Below are 15,943 nucleotides of genomic sequence, written 5' to 3'. Positions count from 1 at the left end.
ATCCCCATGTTCCGTTCCCGATCCTGGTTCAATCTACGCACTGCAGGCCTGGCCCTCGCCTTGACCTGCGCGCTGCCGCTGGCGCATGCCGCCGAGTCGAAGCAGCTGAAGTATGTCGGCGTCAATCTGTCCGGCGCGGAGTTCAACTCCCGCAAGAAGCCGGGCACGCTGTTCAAGGATTACACCTATCCGGCCGCCGGCGATTTCAGCTATTTCGCCGGCAAGGGCATGAACACCATTCGGCTGCCCTTCCTGTGGGAACGTCTGCAACCGCAACTCAACGGTCCGTTGGATGCGGCCCAACTCGGGTTGATCAAGAAGGCGGTGCAGGCCGCCGAGGCCAACAAGCAATTCCTGATCCTGGATCTGCACAACTACGCCACGTATGACGGCAAGCGCATCGGCAGCGCCGACGTGCAGGCCGCCGCCCTGGCCGACCTGTGGCGCCGACTCGCGCTGGAGTTCAAGGACGACAAGCAGGTCGCCTTCGGCCTGATGAACGAGCCCAATGGCATTTCCGCCACCGACTGGGCCAGCGCCGCGCAAGGCGCGATCAATGCGATCCGCAAGACCGGCGCACGCAACCTGATCCTGGTGCCCGGAACCGCGTACACCGGCGCACACAGTTGGCGCAGCACCAGCTATGGCGTCTCCAATGCCAAGGCCCTGGAAATCGTCAAGGACCCGGCCAATCATCTGGCCTTCGAAGCGCATCAGTATCTGGACAAGGACTTCAGCGGAACCAAGCCGCAGTGCGTGAGCCCGACCGTCGGCGAGGAGAAGTTGAGCGGCTTCACCAGCTGGTTGCGCGAGAACAAGCAAAAGGGTTTCCTCGGCGAATTCGCCACTGCCGACAATCCGGTCTGCAACCAGGCGCTGGAAGGCATGCTGAAGTACATGGAAGCCAACAGCGATGTCTGGTTGGGCTGGACCTGGTGGGCGGCGGGTCAATGGTGGAAACCGGACTACCCGTTCAATGTGCAGCCCGGCAAGGATGGCAGCGACAAGCCGCAGATGAAGATCCTCAGCAAATACGCCCGCCGCGCCAGCGGCCGCGGCAACTGACGCGCCCGTCATCGCGAACGCGCCGTCTGCTGCTGCGCAGGCGGCGCGTCGATGCATCCCCGGTCGTCTTCCAGCGCAGCGCACGCTGGTGCATCGACGCGACCGAATGCGGATGACGAATGCGAAGTGGGCCACAGCTTGATCGATGTAGCGCCGATTCGATGGCCGGGGAGGTTCCAGCGGCCTAGGCTGTGAGGTGATGGGCGCTGTTCATTCCCCCCGAGCTTGTACTGGCCGGCGCACATCTTCCCCCGCAGACAGTAGAGTCAGGAGTTCCCCATGTTGCTCTTCTCCCCCAGCGCGTACAGGCGATTGGCCTGTGCGCTGATCGCGCTTTGCGTGTGCAGCCTGCCGCTCGCCGCAGCTGCACAGACCGGCAATTTGCGCTATGCCGGCGTCAATCTGTCCGGCGCCGAAATTCAATCGTCCAAGCGGCCCGGCGTGCCCAACGTCGATTACCACTATCCCAGTCCCGAGGACTATCGCTACTTCGCCAGCAAAGGCATGAACATCGTACGGTTGCCGATCTTATGGGAACGCCTGCAGCCGCAGCCAGGCACCGCACTGGATGCTGCGCAGCTGGCCATGCTGCGGCAGACCGTGGCCGATGCCAAGGCGGCCAACCTCGTGCTGATCGTGGACGTGCACAACTACGCCAGATACTACGGTCACACCATCGGCAGCGCTGCCGTGCCGGTCAAGACCTTGACCGATCTCTGGCGCCGATTGGCGGCGGAGTTCCGCAGCGACGATGCCGTGATCTTCGGATTGATGAACGAGCCCTACGGCATTTCGCCGACGACCTGGGCCGCCACGGCGCAGGCGACGATCGACAGTATCCGCGCTACCGGTGCGAACAATCTGATCCTGGTTCCCGGTGCCTTGTGGTCGGGTGCGCACAGTTGGTATTCCACTGTGGCCGGCGTCTCCAACGCCGAGGCGATGGCATCCATCCACGATCCGTTACAGCGTTATGCAATCGAGGTGCATCAATATCTGGACGCCGACTCCAGCGGTACCAGCGCGACCTGCACCAGTGCCAGCGTCGGCGCCGAGCGCTTGCGCAGCTTCGTCGACTGGCTGCGACGCACGAACAAGCGGGGCTTCCTCGGCGAATTCGGAGCTGCCAATAACGCCGTCTGCCGCACTGCGCTCGATGGCATGTTGGCGGCGATCCAGGCCGAGCCGACGTTGTGGCTGGGTTGGAGCTACTGGGCTGCAGGCGCCTGGTGGCGCACGGGATATCCGTACAGCGTACAGCCCGATGCCGACGGTCGAGACAAGCCGCAGATGGCGATCCTGGCGCCGCGCGCGCGCCAGATCACCGGCCGCTGAGTCAGCGCTCCGCTGCACACCGCAGCGGGGCGAAAGCGTGCTGCACTGCAGCGCCGAAGAACCGTCGTTGTGACTGACAACGGGCGCAGCTATACGACGGCATTCCGCCGGCAATGCCGTCGATTCGACGCTGAATAGGCGTCATCTTTACGCATCCGTCAGCCGCGATAGGGCGCATGCATGGCCGCTGCATCGTGAGTGGGATGCAGTGCACACACTTTCTTCACTGCAGCTGCGCTAGCGCGCTGCGGCACAGCAAATGCATTGGAACCTGTCGATGCGGCGCTTCGCGCGCACCGCGCGCCATCGGCGGCGGCGCATCGTCCCCGTCGTCGAAGGAGTGGTTCCCATGTTTGCATCGTTTCCCTTGCGCATGCTGTCGCGTTGCGCGTGCGGTCTGGCCCTGTTGGGCCTGCTGCCCCAAGCCCACGCGCAGACGCGCGTGCTCAAGTACGCCGGCGTCAATCTGTCCGGCGCCGAATTCGCCTCGTCCAAGAAGCCGGGCGTTCTCAACAAGGACTACATGTACGCCGCTGCCAGCGACTACACGTATTTCGCAGGCACGGGCATGAACACGATTCGCCTGCCCATCCTGTGGGAGCGACTGCAACCCACCGCTGGCGGCGAGCTCGACCCGGCTCAGCTGGCCCTGCTGCAACAAGCCGTCGCGCGCGCCAAGTCCGCTGGCATGGCGCTGATCGTGGATGTGCACAACTACGGCAAGTATTACGGCAACAACATCGGGACCGCGCAGGTGCCGTTGACCACCTTCACCGATCTGTGGCGGCGGCTTGCGCTTGCGTTCCGCAGCGATGATGCGGTGATCTTCGGGCTGATGAATGAGCCCAACGGCATCTCGGCCAGCGGTTGGGCCGGCACCGCGCAAGCGTCGATCGACAGCATCCGTGCCACCGGCGCGACCAACCTGATCCTGGTGCCCGGCGTGCTGTGGACCGGCGCGCACAGCTGGTATTCGGCCACCAACGATGGCTATTCCAATGCCACCTCGCTGGTGTCCATCTACGATCCACTCAACCGCTACGCGTTCGAGGTGCATCAATACCTGGACAGCACGTCCAGCGGCACCAGCGATGTCTGCGTCAGCACCACGATCGGCGTGGACCGGCTGCAAAGCTTCACCCAATGGCTGCGCACCAATCGCAAGCGTGGCTTTCTGGGCGAGTTCGGCACCGCCAACAACGCCACCTGCAATGCGGCGCTGCAGGGCATGCTGACCCATATGAACGACAACGCGGACGTGTGGCTGGGGTGGACGTATTGGGCGGCCGGATCGTGGTGGAACACCAGCTATATGTTCAACGTGCAACCCAATGCCGATGGCAGCGCCAAGCCGCAGATGTCCATCCTTGCACCCCAGGCGCTGCGTGCCACGCGCTGACGCCCCGGCAGCGAGCGCGGTTGCCGCGCCTGCTGCCAGGTTGCACCCATGCGTATCAGTGCGTTGAGGTGTCCGCGCGCGCCGCCGCCTGCTCCGGCGCGCGCGTCTCTGCCGGCCGGGTACCGCCCCGCGCGGCCATCATGTGGTCGCGCGCCGCCTTGAAGGGATTGCCGGGATACCAATTGGGCCAACGATCGCCAGCAGCGACTTCCTTGCCGACGCCATAGAGCAGCTCCAGATCCTCGATGGTGCCATCCAGCTTCCAGCTCGCCGCATCGTATTCGTCGCTGGGCGCATGGTAGCGATGCCGGCTGTAGTCCTCGGCCGCCGCCCGTCCAGCCGCGGTGCCACCCTCGCGCAGATCTTCGCCGCCGTCGGCATACAGCGCTGGCACCCCGGCCTTGGCGAAGTTGAAATGGTCCGAGCGGAAATACGAGCCGCTCTGCGGCGTCGCCTCGCCGTGCAGGGTCCGACCCTGCATCGCGGCCAGTGGCTTGAGGATGTCTTCCAGCTCCGAGCTACCTAATCCCACCACGGTGACATCGCGGGCGCGCCCGGCGACCGACATCGCGTCCAGATTGATCACCGCGGCAATCTTGTCCAGCGGGAAACTGGGATTGGCCACGTAATACTTGGAGCCGAGCAAGCCGGACTCCTCCAAGGTCACCGCGACGAACACCACCGAACGCGCCGGCTTGGGCTCCTGGTGGGCGAAGACGTTGGCAATCTCCAGGATGCCAGCCACACCGGTGGCGTTGTCCACCGCGCCGTTATAGATGTTGTCGCCCTGTTCGCCGTCGTGCTTGCCCAGGTGATCCCAGTGCGCCATGTACAGCACCGCCTCGTCGGCACGACTGGTGCCGGGCAGCACCCCAACCACGTTGCGCGAGGTCTTGGTGGCGATCGTACTCTTCAGATCCACCGACCAACTGGCCTTCAACGGTACCGGCTTGAAGCCGCGCTTGCTGGCGTCCTTGTAGGCCTGGGCCAGGTCCAGCCCCGCGGCGGCGAACAGCTGGCGCGCCGTCTCGGCGCTGATCCAGCCCTGGACCGGCAGGCGCGGTTCCGGATCATCCTTGGCCGGCAGGTCGTACTGCGGCCCGGCCCAGGAATGCTTCACCACGTCCCAGCCGTAGCTGGCGCCTGGCGTGTCGTGGACGATCAGCGCCGCGGCGGCGCCCTTGCGCGCCGCCTCTTCGAACTTGTAGGTCCAGCGCCCGTAGTAGGTCATGCGCTTGCCGTCGAAGAGCTTGGGATCGTCGGTGTGGAAGCCCGGGTCGTTGACGAACATCACCACCGTCTTGCCCTTCCAGTCCTGGCCCGCGTAGTCGTTCCACTGTTGCTCGGGCGCATCGACGCCATAGCCCACGAACACCAGCTCGCTGTTGTCCAGCTTGACCTCGGGCTGGCCGGTGCGGGTGCCGACGACGATATCGGTGCCGAAGGCCAGGGGGCGCGACTGCCCACCCGTCCGCAGCTGCGGCGTGGTCGCCGGGTCGGCCGTGGTCTCCACCATCGGCACTTCCTGGAACCAGCTATCGCCGTTGCCCGGCTGCAAACCGATGCGTTGCATCTGGTCGCGAATATAGGTCACGGTCTTTTCTTCGCCAGGGGTACCGGGACCCCGTCCCTCGAAGGCATCGGAGGACAAGGTCTTCACCAGCTCGGCGAAGTCCTCGCGGGTCAGGTTCGGCGAAAAGACGTGCTGGCTGCCGACGCTGGTGGGCGCCGCATCAGTGCTGGACTGCGTACTCGGCGCGGCGGGCGCATCGGCGCTCTTGCGTTGGCAACCGGTCGATGCCGCCGCCAGCAGGCCGGCCAGACACAACAGGATCTTGCGGGACATCGGGACTCCTCGCGGCGAAGTCCGCTGATTCTAGAGCCGGCGATGTGGTGGCGATGAGAGCATCGGCACCGTCGACGCGCTGGCCATGCGGCGCATGGCTGGCCGCCGACGCGCATCGCGGCTCGCCGTTGGCGGCGCGCCTGGTGCAGCGCCCGCCGGTTGTCACCGCTGGCAGCCGTCAATCCTTCGGTGCGACGTCGCTATCGAACGGCTGCGCAGTGGCACCGCTGACCGGGCCGATCTTGGCGCTGCGATGGACATACAGGGTGACTTCGCGCTCGAAGCGCAACGGCCCGTCGACGATGGCCTTGGGGCCGATCACCACCCGCGGTTTGCGCGATGCCTTGAAGGACAGGTTGAAGTTGGGTTTCTGCACGGTGATGCCGCCGCGTACATGCGAGCCGACGCCGACGGTGATGTCGCCATTGACGGTCTCCAGCGACTTACCGACGTCCGTCTCCACCAGACCGATGCTGCCGTTGACCGTCTGCACCCCGCCGGAGACGCGGCTGCCGCGCTCGGCCAGGATGCCGCCGTTGACCGTTTCCATATCGCCGTCGACTTGCACCCGGGTGCCCAGGGTGATGCCGCCGTTGACGGTGGAAATAGCGCCGGTGCGGGCGCGCTCGCCGATCTGGATGCTGCCGTTGACCGTCTCCACGCCCTGGGTCTGCGCGCCGCTGCCCACGTCGATCGAGCCGTTGACGGTGTCCAGGTCGCCCATCACCTTGTTGGCGTCGACGCTGATGCGGCCATTGACCTTGCTGACGTCCTCGCTGGCCCAGGCAGTCGGTGCCAACAGCAGTGCGGCCAGGATGCAGAGTTGGAGCTTCATGCTGAACCTCCCGCCGTGGCGGGCGTAGTGGACGTGGCGGCGATCACACCATGCGTGGCTACAATCGCGCACCTGCCTGAAGTCACTGGATCTTTCCGCTTGACCGCCTCGCCCGTGCCGCTGCTCCCTCTTCTCCGCGCCGCCGGCGTTGGCCGCGGACGGCCATGGCTTGCTGCCATGCTGGCGTGTGTCGTGCTGGCCTGCGGACCTGCCACCGCGCAGAACCAGCGCGAGGCCGAACGCAAGTTGCAGCAGTTGCGTGACGAGCTCAAGAGTATCGGTGCCGATCGCCGCGCACTGGAAGGCCAGCGCGGCAAGGCCGCCCAGCAGCTGCGCCAGGCCGACGAAAAGGTCGCCAAGACTGCGCGCGCGCTCAACGACACCGAGGCCGCCATGCGCGACCAACAGCAGCAGTTGACACGGCTGCAGGAACAGCGCGCACAGCTGCAGCGTGGCGTCCAGGCACAGCGCGCGCAACTGGCGGCGCTGCTGCGCGCAGCCGACCAGGTCGGCCGCAATGCGCCGCTCAAGCTGCTGCTGTCGCAGGACACGGTGGACGATGCCGGCCGCCTGCTGGCCGACCATCGCTATGTGCAAAGCGCCCGCGCACAACGCATCCATGCGCTGACCGCGCAGCTGGAGTCGTTGACGCGGGTGGAACAGGAGATCGGCCAGCGTCGCCAGGCACTGGATGCCGCGCGCGCGCAACAGAAGGCACAGGCCAGCGCGCTGCAGAAGGACCGCGCGCAGCAGGCCGCGACCGTGGCCCAGCTCGACGAGCGCTATCAACAGCGCACCGAGCGCGAGAAAGCCATTGGTCAGGACGCCAAGGCGCTGGAGCAGTTGCTGGCCAACCTGCGCGCGGCCGCCGCCAAGGCCGAGGCCGAGCGTCGCGCCGCCGCCAAGCGTGCCGCCGCCGAAGCCGCCGCCCAGGCCAAGCGCGGCAAGCCGGAACGTGCCGGCAAGATCCCGCCCAAGGCGGTGGCCTCAGCTCCGGCGCCCAAGGTCGGAGGCCTCAGCTGGCCGGTGTCGGGCAACTTGCTGGCACGCTTCAACGCCACCTTGCCAGATGGGCATACCAGCAAAGGGGTGCTGATCGGTGCACCCAAGGGCACCACGGTGACCGCGGTCGCCGACGGCACGGTGGTGTTCTCCGACTGGATGACCGGCTACGGCATGATCCTGATCATCGACCACGGCAACGGCTACATGAGCCTGTACGCGCACAACGACACCTTGCTGCGCGATAGCGGCGCCAGCATCAAGCGTGGCGAACCGGTGGCCAAGGTCGGCAGTTCCGGCGGGCAGGGCGTGCCGGCGCTGTACTTCGAACTGCGCCGCAACGGCCAGCCGGTGGATCCTTCGAGCTGGCTGCAACGGCGTTGAGCCGGCCGCCAGGCACGCACTGCGGCCTGCCGGTGGCGACTGGCGGCCACGGCATGAGGCGGGCGCCGGGGCAACCAACACCGCCGCGCCGCGCGAAGGGACGGTGACCCGGCGGCGATCGCCGGCCACGCGGCGGCCGCGTGGAGGGTCACTGCCGGCAGCGCCCCATCCGTCCCCGCGTGGCGATTGGTTCAACGCGGATTTACCGCCGCTTCGCGCATAATCCAGACAGCTTCGCGGTGCGGAGCGCCTCATCTCTCTGCCGGAGTGCTTCATGCGCGTAGCCGTCCTGTCCGTTGCCTTGTCGCTGGCCCTGTTCGCCTCGCCCGGTTGGGCGCAGGACACCCGCCCCGCCACCGCCCAGGCCAGCGCCGACGATCCGGAAGCCAACGAGGCCGCCACCTCCAAGGTGCCGCTGGAGGAGATCCGCCGCTTCGTGGCGGTCTATAACGCGGTCAAGCAGGCCTACGTGGATCCGGTCGAAGACAAGAAGCTGATGCATTCGGCGGTGCGCGGCCTGTTGTCCGAGTTGGACCCGCACAGCACCTATTTCGACAAGGAAGATGCCGAGGCCTTCGACGAACAGGCCACCGGCGCCTACGACGGCATCGGCGTGGAATTGCTGCAGCAGCAGGACAACACCCTCAAGGTCATCGCGCCGATCGACGACACCCCGGCGGCACGGGCCGGCATCCGCGCGGGCGACGTCATCGTGGCCATCGATGGCAAACCGATCGACGCCAGCAAGGCGATGGAACCGCTGCGCGGCGAGTCCGGCAGCAAGGTCACCTTGACGATCGTGCGTGACAAGACGCCCAAGCCGTTCGACGTGACCCTCAAGCGCGAGACCATCCGCGTGACCAGCGTGCGTAGCAAGATGCTCGAGCCAGGCTACGGCTACATCCGCATCAGCACCTTCCAGGCCGATACCGGCGCCGACTTCCAGAAGAACCTCAAGCAATTGCAGGCCAACGGCAAGTTGCGCGGGTTGGTGCTGGACCTGCGCAGCAACCCGGGCGGTCTGCTCACCTCGGCGGTGCAGGTGGCCGACGATCTGCTCGACAAGGGCAATATCGTCAGCACCCGCGGCCGCATTTCGATCAGCGACGCCAAGTTCGACGCCACCCCGGGCGATCTGCTCGGCGGTGCGCCGGTCGTGGTGCTGGTGGATGCCGGCTCGGCCAGCGCCTCGGAGGTGCTGGCCGGCGCGCTGCGCGACAACAAGCGCGCGCGCATCATCGGCAGCCGCACCTTCGGCAAGGGCTCGGTGCAGACCGTGCTGCCGTTGGACAACGGCGATTCGGTCAAGCTCACGACCGCGCGCTACTACACGCCCAGCGGCAAATCGATCCAGGCCAGCGGCATCGTGCCGGACGTGCAGCTGCACCCGGCACCGCAACCCGGCCAGGCCGATGTGCCGGCGAGCCTGAGCGACTACAGCGAAGCCACCTTGCCGGGCCATCTGCGCGGCGACGACGAAGGCGAGGAGGGCTACAGCGCGGGCGATGTGTTGCCGGGCGATGGCCCGATCGCCGACGCACTGGCCGAACTCAAACAGCCGGGTGCGCTCGCCAAGGCCGAGGCGGCACGCAAGGCCAAGGCGCCGGCCGCCAAGCCCAAGCCGATCAAGCCTGCGCACGAGCCGCATCCGGCCGCACCCGCTGCGGCACCGGCCGCACAGCCGACGCCCAAGCCCGCGCCTGCCGACAAGGCCAAGCCGGTCGAGCCGACGAAGTAAGGCGTGCCATTGCGCCGCCTGGGGCCTGGTCGTCCGCACGACAGCGGGGGGCCAGGGAGGCAGGCGCGCCAAGGCTGCGGTGGCTTGGGGTCAGCGCCTAACGTCCCTCGGCCTGCTGGAGGCGGACCTGCTCGCTGGTCCGCGGGACGTAGCAATCAGCGCCCCAGCGCCAACGCCTCGGGGTTGAGCACGTTGCGCGGCGTGCCGGCGGCAAAGGTCAGCAGGTTGTCGAGCGCGGTGTCTACGTACAGCGTGTAGCTGTCGCGCTCGACATAGCCCAGGTGCGGGGTCGCCAGAACGCGCGGATGCTGCAGCAAGGCGTCGTTGCGATCCCACACCGGCTCGCCATCGAACACATCCACCGCCGCCTGCCCGGGCCGGCCGGCGTCCAGCGCCGCCAGCAGGGCGCCGGGTGCGATCAGTTCGGCGCGGCTGGTGTTGACCAGCAAGGCATCCGGCCGCATGCGCGCCAGATCCTGCGCGGTGATCTCATGGCGTGTCTGCGCAGTGAGTCGGCGATGCAACGACAGCACATCGCTGCGTTCGAACAGCACCTGTCGGCTGTCGGCGATCTCGAACCCATCGCGCGCTGCCTGGGCACACGACGCCTCGCCGCCCCACACCAGCACCTGCATGCCGAACGCGCGGCCATAACTCGCCACGCGTTGACCGATGCGGCCATAACTCCAGATGCCCAAGGTGCGGCCGTGCAAGGCGCGGCCGAGCGCGTTGTCGCCCAGGCTCTGCCAGCGCCCGTCGCGCAGGGCACGTTCGTAGGCGCTCAGCCGCCGGCTGGTCGACAGGATCAGCGCCCAGGTCAGCTCGGCCGGCGCCACCGGCGAGCCCACCCCTTCGAGCACGGCCACGCCGGCCGCCGTGCAGGCAGCCACATCGATATGCGGCCCGGCGCGGCCGGTCTGGCTGATCACCCTTAGCTGCGGCAGCCGCTGCAACAGGGCCGCATCGATCCGGGTGCGCTCGCGGATCAGCAGCAAGGCGTCGGCGCCTGCCAACTGCGCCGCCCGCGCCAGCGGATCGTCGGCAAGCGCGCCCAGTACCTGGAGCTGGTGCCCTTGCAGTCGCTGCACGCAGGGCAGCGCGCTGACGGCGCCCTGGTAATCGTCGGGCACCAGGATGCGCATCAGCGCGGCTTGGCCGGCAAGGGGAACGGCGTGACCACCTTGTCGCCCGTGGCGGCATCGCGGATCACCGACTGTCCCTTCTTCTCCACTTCCTCGATCCGCACGATGCTCTGCATCGGCAGGTGCAGCACTTTGGTATTGCCGAACTCCTCACGCAGGCGCTCTTCGGTTGGGTCGACGACCAGCCCGTCGTGCATGTCGAACACCAGCTCGCCGATCTGGTTGAAGCCCCACAAATGGCTGCCGGAGACCTGCTGCGCGTACAGCTCGTAGACCTTGCCGTGGTTGAGGAAGGTGACTTTATACAAGGGCTTGGACATGACGGGATTATAGGCCTGCGCGCCGGTGCCAGCAGGCACCGGCTAGAGCGTGTGATGCACGTTGAGATGAGATGCGTTGGCCGTCAGCGGTGCGGAGCGGGTGCTGGGTGGCGCCGGCTTGGCTGGCGCCAAGGCAAGCCGCGCGGCGCCCGCTCCGTGCCGCTGGCGGCCAACCCTGCGGGAAGCGCCCTGTGGCGCGCCGAGACCGCGTTGCGCGCCTTGCCCAGGCGGCCAGCCTGGGCCGCAGCGCACGCCTTGTCTCGACGCGCCGCAGGACGCTTCGCACTCACCTCAACGTACATCCCACGCTCTAGAAGCCGTGCCGCTTGCGCAGGCGCCGGGCGATGGCGGCGCGCACCGAGAGCCCATAGACGATGCCGAACAGGAAACCGGCGATATGCGCCGACCAGGCCACCATGCCGAACGCCGGCCCGATATAGGCGAACACCACCTGCAACAGCGCCCAGGCACCGATCAACAGGGGCGCTGGCACGCGGATGAATTCGAGGAAGACGCCCAGCGGCAGCACCACTCCCAGCTTGGCCCCGGGAAACAGCGCCAGATAGGTGCCGATCAACGCCGACACCGCGCCGGACGCGCCGATGATCACCCGGTCCGGCGCACCGATGGCAAAGATCGCCGCCAGATTGGACGCCGCGCCGCCCAGCAGGAACAGCAGCAACAGCCGCCACGGGCCGAGGATGCGTTCGGCCGGTAGACCAAAGATCAGCAGAAACACCAGGTTGCCAAGCAGATGCGACCAGTTCGCGTGCAGGAACAGCGCCGTGAACAGGCGCAGGACGCTGCCGTCGCGCAAGGTGGCCCACCAGTCGCCCAGATTGGACACGCCGCTGGACAGCGCACCCCAATCCAGCCACAGCGTGTTGCGTGCCTCGCCGGGACGGCTGATCGACCACAGGAAGGCCAGCCACACCGCTGCGAACAGCAATGGAACGGCCCAACGGACGGGTGCTTTCTTGCGGGAAGGGATCGAAACGAACATCTTGGTTGCCACGATAGCGGGTTCACGGTCCTGAACCCATCCCCAACCTGTCCAGGCCGCACCTCTGGACACCGTTATTGTTCGGTTAATTCTCGTGGGTATACTGCGTACGGCGTCGTATGTCGGGGGGGGTCTCCGGCGCGCTCCATGGCTGGGTTGGCGTGGACGCGGGCGCTACTGACCATTGCAGTCCATTTTTCCGGAGAGCATCCACTCATGTCCAACGCTTCCACTCTCAGCCGCGCCACCCTTCTGGCCGTCGGTATCGCCGGCGTGCTGGCCGTCGGCCAGGCACACGGTGCCGCCTTCCAGCTGAAGGAAAACAGCGCCAAGGGTCTCGGCCGCGCCTTTGCCGGTTCGGCCAGCGCCCCGGGCGACGCATCGATCATCGCCAATAATCCCGCGGGCATGCGTCAGCTCGATGGCAGCCTGTTCCAGGCCGACGTCAGTGCGATCAGCTTCTCGGCCAAGTACCAGCCCGGCAGTGCGACCTACGCCAATGGCGCGCCGATCTCCGGCGGCAACGGCGGCGACGCCGGCATGATCGCCCCGGTTCCGGCGGTCTACTTCCACATGCCGTTCGGCGAAAACAACAATATGCACCTGGGCACCTCGCTGACGGTGCCGTTCGGCTTCAAGACCGAATACGACCGCGACTGGGTCGGCCGCTACAACGGCACCAAGACCGAGCTGCAGGCCATCGACTTCAACGTCGCCTTCTCCTACGACGTCAATCCCTACGTGTCCTTCGGTGCATCGGTGTTCGCCGAGCGCCTGGATATCGACCTGGGCAATGCGGTCGACTTCGGTAGCGTGCTGGCCGCGCGTCGCGTGCCGGGCTTCGCGCCGGGCAGCGCCGATGGCTACTCGCGCATCAAGGGCGACAACACCGAAGTGGGCTTCACCGTGGGCGGCCTGTTCAGCGTCGACGAGAACACCCATATCGGCTTCAGCTACCGCTCGCAGGTCGAGCACAAGATCACCAACGGTGATGCCGATTTCACCGTGCCGGGCAGTGCCGCCGCCGTGTTGGCCGTGGCCGCGCCGGGCACCTTCGTCGATACCAAGGGTCGCGCCACCGTCAAGCTGCCGGCCAGCGCGACGGCCAGCTTCACCCATAACATCAACGAGCAGTGGTCGATCATGGCCGACGTCACCCGCACCGCCTGGAGCAAGTTCGACCAGGTGACGGTGGACTTCGCCTCCAACCAGCCCAACAGCGTGCTGGACTTCTCCTACCGCGACACCACCTTCGCGTCGATCGGTGCCGACTACCGGATGAGCGACACCCTGACCCTGCGTGGCGGCCTGGCCTACGACCAGACCCCGACCACCTCCGAGCACCGCGACGTGCGCGTGCCCGATGCCAGCCGCAAGTGGGTCTCGCTGGGCATGAGCTGGCGTCCGTCGCAGCAGACCGAGTACAACTTCGGGTACACCCACCTGTTCACCAGCGATCCGACCGTTGCCTCCGTCTCTGCCACCGGCAACACCGTGGCTGGCAGCTACAACGTGCGCGGCGACGTGCTGGCCGCCTCGGTCCAGTACAGGTTCTGACCGACGCGTCCAACGCGAAGCGATGAGGAGAACCCCGCCACGGCGGGGTTTTTCTTGCGCGATTGCGGCAGCAGCGGCCCGTCGCGCTGTCCGGACACCGTCGCGATGCGAGCACGACCGGCCGCGTGACGGGGAGGCCTTGCCGGCGGTACCCGGCGATAGCAGCAGGCACCACGGCCGCATGGCCCTCGTCCATGCCCGGAACCCGGCCGCCGGTTGCCTATGCGCCGGTCGCGGAGGCGGACTGCTGCAGGCTGGCAGCACGCAACGCTGCGTACGCGCTGGATGTCGCGGCCAGCAAGGATTCGGGTCCTTGCGCAACCAGCTGCCCGTCCTCCAGCACCAGCACTTCATCGAAGTGGGTCAGCAGCTCCAGACGATGCACCGACGCCACCAGGCAGGTATCGGCAAAGTGCGCGAACAAGTTCCGATACACGATCGCTTCGGTCCCTGCGTCGAGGCTGGCGGTCGGCTCGTCCAGCAAGACCATCGAGCTGCCACGCGCCGCCAACAGGCCTCTGGCCAACGCGACCCGGGCACGCTGGCCGCCCGACCAATTCGACGCATGCTCTGCGATCGACACCTGCGCCGGGTCCGCACCAGGCGCAAGAAAGTCGCGGACGCTCGCCACCTGCAGCGCCTGCTGAAAATAGGCGGACATCGGTTGGTCGTCCAGCGGTTCGCACATTGCCAGGTTGCCGGCAAGCGACGCCTCGAAGAGCTGGACCTCCTGCGGGATCAAGGTCGTCGAACCCCGGAGCAACCTGGCGGCCTCCGCGGGTGAATGTTCGGTTGCAGCATCATCGACGTGCACAGAGATCTGATCGGCGACATAGAGTCCGGCAAGCACACGCAGCAGCGTGCTCTTGCCTGCACCGCTTCGCCCGATCAGCGCATAACGCTTGCCGCGATGCAGCGACAAGCGAATATCGGTCAGCGTCGGCGCATCGCTGCGCGCGCTGCGATGGCGAAACAGCACGTTCTCTATCTCGCAGCGGTCCCACGTCCGCCGCGGGATCGCTTGCATGCCGATCTCCCCGACGGCCTGCTCACGAATGACATCCGCGCTCTGATAGTTTGCGTATTGCGTGGCGAACACCTGGAAGTTCATCGCCACCGACGCCACCACGGTGCCCGCCTGCAGTGCGTACTCCCACACCATATAGACGTTGCCGAGCAGCAATGGCTTTTCGCCCGCCGAAGCGCGCAAGGCGAGCCAGGCGTACAGACCGACCAGGCAACAGCTGAGCAACCTGCTTGCAACATCGACCACGCACCATTTGCCCTCGTTGATCAGGATCATCCGCTTGAACGGCTCTGCCAACGCCTCCACCCGCTGTTGCAGCAGCTGCAAGAACGCGCGTGTTTGCCGCAAGGCCAACATTGTCGTCGCATTGCTGAGTGCGTCAGCCAGCGTCGCACTGTAGCGACGCTCGGCATCATTGGCGCGGATGGCCAAGCGCAACATGGCACGATCGAAACTCACCACGGACAGGCAGATGACAAGCAGGCCGACCGCGGCCATTGCCCCCACCAACGGATGGATCAGCAACAGCAATCCGATCGGACCGACCAACTTGATCGCGCTACCCAGATAGATGAACTGGCTTTCGGCAAACGTACCCAACGCGGAGCTGCTTTGCTGAATGCGGTGCGTGCTGGCAACCGAATGATGTTCGTCATGCCACGACAGTGGAAAGGCGAGCAGCCGCTCGGTCAGCGCAGCAGCGACGCGCTTGCGGACTTCCAGCGCCACGTTGCGCTCAAGAATTCGCCCCGGGCCATGGATCAACCAGCTGATCAACGTCGCTGCCAACATTGCCAGCAACCAAAGAATCGCTTCGCCGGTTCCGGCTTGGCTCTTGACCTGCAGGATATTGAACGCGCGCCCGACCAGATATGGAATCGCCAACAGCACGAGCTGCGCTGTGATCAACAACGCCATCGCACCCAACAAGACGCCACGATGTCCTTGCGATTCCTTCCAGAGCTCGCGGTAGAGCAGACGTACTGCATTGCCTTGGCTGCTCGACTTCGACGCGTCACTGTCCATGCGATACCGGCGAGCTCAGGGGTCCGAGCGCGTACTGTAATACAGCGTTGTGAGAACACAATCCGCCGCGATGGAGGTACGGGTGATGAACAAGCGCGACATTGCGCAGTCGCCTTGGCGCACCGCAACAACCTCGCGGCGATCACTGGACAGGTATCGCGCGTAACGGTCCGCCACCGATGGCTGTGTGCACGACGCTGCAGGCACGGCGACGCACGCGACAGCGCGTGCGTTGCCTTGTGAGGCCATTTGGGCTATGCAATA

The 15,943-nt window shown here is 66.3% G+C and carries 12 protein-coding genes; 6 read left to right on the top strand and 6 right to left on the bottom strand.

All coding sequences use genetic code 11. From position 1 onward, the window contains the following. Positions 1–6 precede the first annotated feature (6 nt). From CKY51_RS12960 to CKY51_RS12950, 3 genes are all read left to right on the top strand, one after another. Positions 7–1,065: a glycoside hydrolase family 5 protein gene (locus tag CKY51_RS12960; protein ID WP_022974335.1), complete on the top strand. Its 1,059-nt coding sequence runs from the start codon at positions 7–9 to the stop codon at positions 1,063–1,065. A gap of 279 nt (positions 1,066–1,344) precedes the next feature. Then, positions 1,345–2,400 carry a glycoside hydrolase family 5 protein gene (locus CKY51_RS12955; protein ID WP_038223276.1) on the top strand — a complete coding sequence of 352 codons (1,056 nt, stop codon included), beginning with the start codon at positions 1,345–1,347 and terminating at the stop codon, positions 2,398–2,400. Between the two features lie 349 nt (positions 2,401–2,749). Continuing rightward, positions 2,750–3,799 (top strand): glycoside hydrolase family 5 protein, encoded by a 1,050-nt coding sequence (locus CKY51_RS12950; protein WP_152249336.1) that lies wholly within the window; start codon positions 2,750–2,752, stop codon positions 3,797–3,799. A 55-nt stretch (positions 3,800–3,854) separates the two neighbouring features. Here the strand turns inward: CKY51_RS12950 and CKY51_RS12945 are convergent, their stop codons facing one another. Beyond that, a complete protein-coding gene (locus tag CKY51_RS12945; RefSeq protein WP_022974331.1) occupies positions 3,855–5,645 on the bottom strand; it encodes a M28 family metallopeptidase in 1,791 nt (596 codons plus the stop codon). 178 nt (positions 5,646–5,823) lie between these two features. Beyond that, entirely contained in the window at positions 5,824–6,480 is a 657-nt protein-coding gene (locus CKY51_RS12940; protein WP_022974330.1) for a DUF4097 family beta strand repeat-containing protein, read from the bottom strand. A 99-nt stretch (positions 6,481–6,579) separates the two neighbouring features. On the opposite strand from CKY51_RS12940, the gene CKY51_RS12935 reads away from it, so the two are divergent. Beyond that, entirely contained in the window at positions 6,580–7,866 is a 1,287-nt protein-coding gene (locus CKY51_RS12935; protein WP_425509517.1) for a murein hydrolase activator EnvC family protein, read from the top strand. A 274-nt stretch (positions 7,867–8,140) separates the two neighbouring features. After that, positions 8,141–9,604: a S41 family peptidase gene (locus CKY51_RS12930; RefSeq protein WP_022970849.1), complete on the top strand. Its 1,464-nt coding sequence runs from the start codon at positions 8,141–8,143 to the stop codon at positions 9,602–9,604. Positions 9,605–9,759: 155 nt separating this feature from the next. Here the strand turns inward: CKY51_RS12930 and CKY51_RS12925 are convergent, their stop codons facing one another. From CKY51_RS12925 to CKY51_RS12915, 3 genes are all read right to left on the bottom strand, one after another. Further along, positions 9,760–10,746: a D-2-hydroxyacid dehydrogenase family protein gene (locus CKY51_RS12925; RefSeq protein WP_022970850.1), complete on the bottom strand. Its 987-nt coding sequence runs from the start codon at positions 10,744–10,746 to the stop codon at positions 9,760–9,762. Further along, positions 10,746–11,066, bottom strand: coding sequence for a DUF1820 family protein (locus tag CKY51_RS12920; RefSeq protein ID WP_031338448.1), 321 nt, complete (start codon positions 11,064–11,066; stop codon positions 10,746–10,748). The genes CKY51_RS12925 and CKY51_RS12920 overlap by 1 nt, the downstream gene beginning before the upstream one ends. A gap of 310 nt (positions 11,067–11,376) precedes the next feature. After that, the gene (locus CKY51_RS12915; RefSeq protein ID WP_031339873.1) at positions 11,377–12,069 is read right to left on the bottom strand and encodes a rhomboid family intramembrane serine protease; all 693 of its coding nucleotides are present in this window, start codon (positions 12,067–12,069) and stop codon (positions 11,377–11,379) included. A 216-nt stretch (positions 12,070–12,285) separates the two neighbouring features. On the opposite strand from CKY51_RS12915, the gene CKY51_RS12910 reads away from it, so the two are divergent. Beyond that, a complete protein-coding gene (locus CKY51_RS12910; protein ID WP_022972591.1) occupies positions 12,286–13,626 on the top strand; it encodes an outer membrane protein transport protein in 1,341 nt (446 codons plus the stop codon). 220 nt (positions 13,627–13,846) lie between these two features. Here the strand turns inward: CKY51_RS12910 and CKY51_RS12905 are convergent, their stop codons facing one another. Continuing rightward, complete coding sequence (locus tag CKY51_RS12905; RefSeq protein WP_152249334.1) at positions 13,847–15,679, bottom strand: ATP-binding cassette domain-containing protein; 1,833 nt, start codon at positions 15,677–15,679, stop codon at positions 13,847–13,849. Positions 15,680–15,943: the final 264 nt, after the last annotated feature.

Source organism: Xanthomonas maliensis (assembly GCF_009192945.1).
In the GTDB taxonomy this organism is placed as follows: domain Bacteria; phylum Pseudomonadota; class Gammaproteobacteria; order Xanthomonadales; family Xanthomonadaceae; genus Xanthomonas; species Xanthomonas maliensis.
Note: the sequence above shows the minus strand (reverse complement) of the source record. Positions and strands in the feature narration are given on the sequence as shown.

Excerpts from the sequence above, each read along its gene's own strand:
- CKY51_RS12930 (WP_022970849.1), top strand. The coding sequence starts at position 8,141 with ATGCGCGTAGCCGTCCTGTCCGTTGCCTTGTCGCTGGCCCTGTTCGCC.
- CKY51_RS12910 (WP_022972591.1), top strand. The coding sequence starts at position 12,286 with ATGTCCAACGCTTCCACTCTCAGCCGCGCCACCCTTCTGGCCGTCGGT.
- CKY51_RS12925 (WP_022970850.1), bottom strand. The coding sequence starts at position 10,746 with ATGCGCATCCTGGTGCCCGACGATTACCAGGGCGCCGTCAGCGCGCTG.
- CKY51_RS12960 (WP_022974335.1), top strand. The coding sequence starts at position 7 with ATGTTCCGTTCCCGATCCTGGTTCAATCTACGCACTGCAGGCCTGGCC.
- CKY51_RS12920 (WP_031338448.1), bottom strand. The coding sequence starts at position 11,066 with ATGTCCAAGCCCTTGTATAAAGTCACCTTCCTCAACCACGGCAAGGTC.
- CKY51_RS12950 (WP_152249336.1), top strand. The coding sequence starts at position 2,750 with ATGTTTGCATCGTTTCCCTTGCGCATGCTGTCGCGTTGCGCGTGCGGT.
- CKY51_RS12915 (WP_031339873.1), bottom strand. The coding sequence starts at position 12,069 with ATGTTCGTTTCGATCCCTTCCCGCAAGAAAGCACCCGTCCGTTGGGCC.
- CKY51_RS12945 (WP_022974331.1), bottom strand. The coding sequence starts at position 5,645 with ATGTCCCGCAAGATCCTGTTGTGTCTGGCCGGCCTGCTGGCGGCGGCA.
- CKY51_RS12940 (WP_022974330.1), bottom strand. The coding sequence starts at position 6,480 with ATGAAGCTCCAACTCTGCATCCTGGCCGCACTGCTGTTGGCACCGACT.
- CKY51_RS12905 (WP_152249334.1), bottom strand. The coding sequence starts at position 15,679 with ATGGACAGTGACGCGTCGAAGTCGAGCAGCCAAGGCAATGCAGTACGT.
- CKY51_RS12955 (WP_038223276.1), top strand. The coding sequence starts at position 1,345 with ATGTTGCTCTTCTCCCCCAGCGCGTACAGGCGATTGGCCTGTGCGCTG.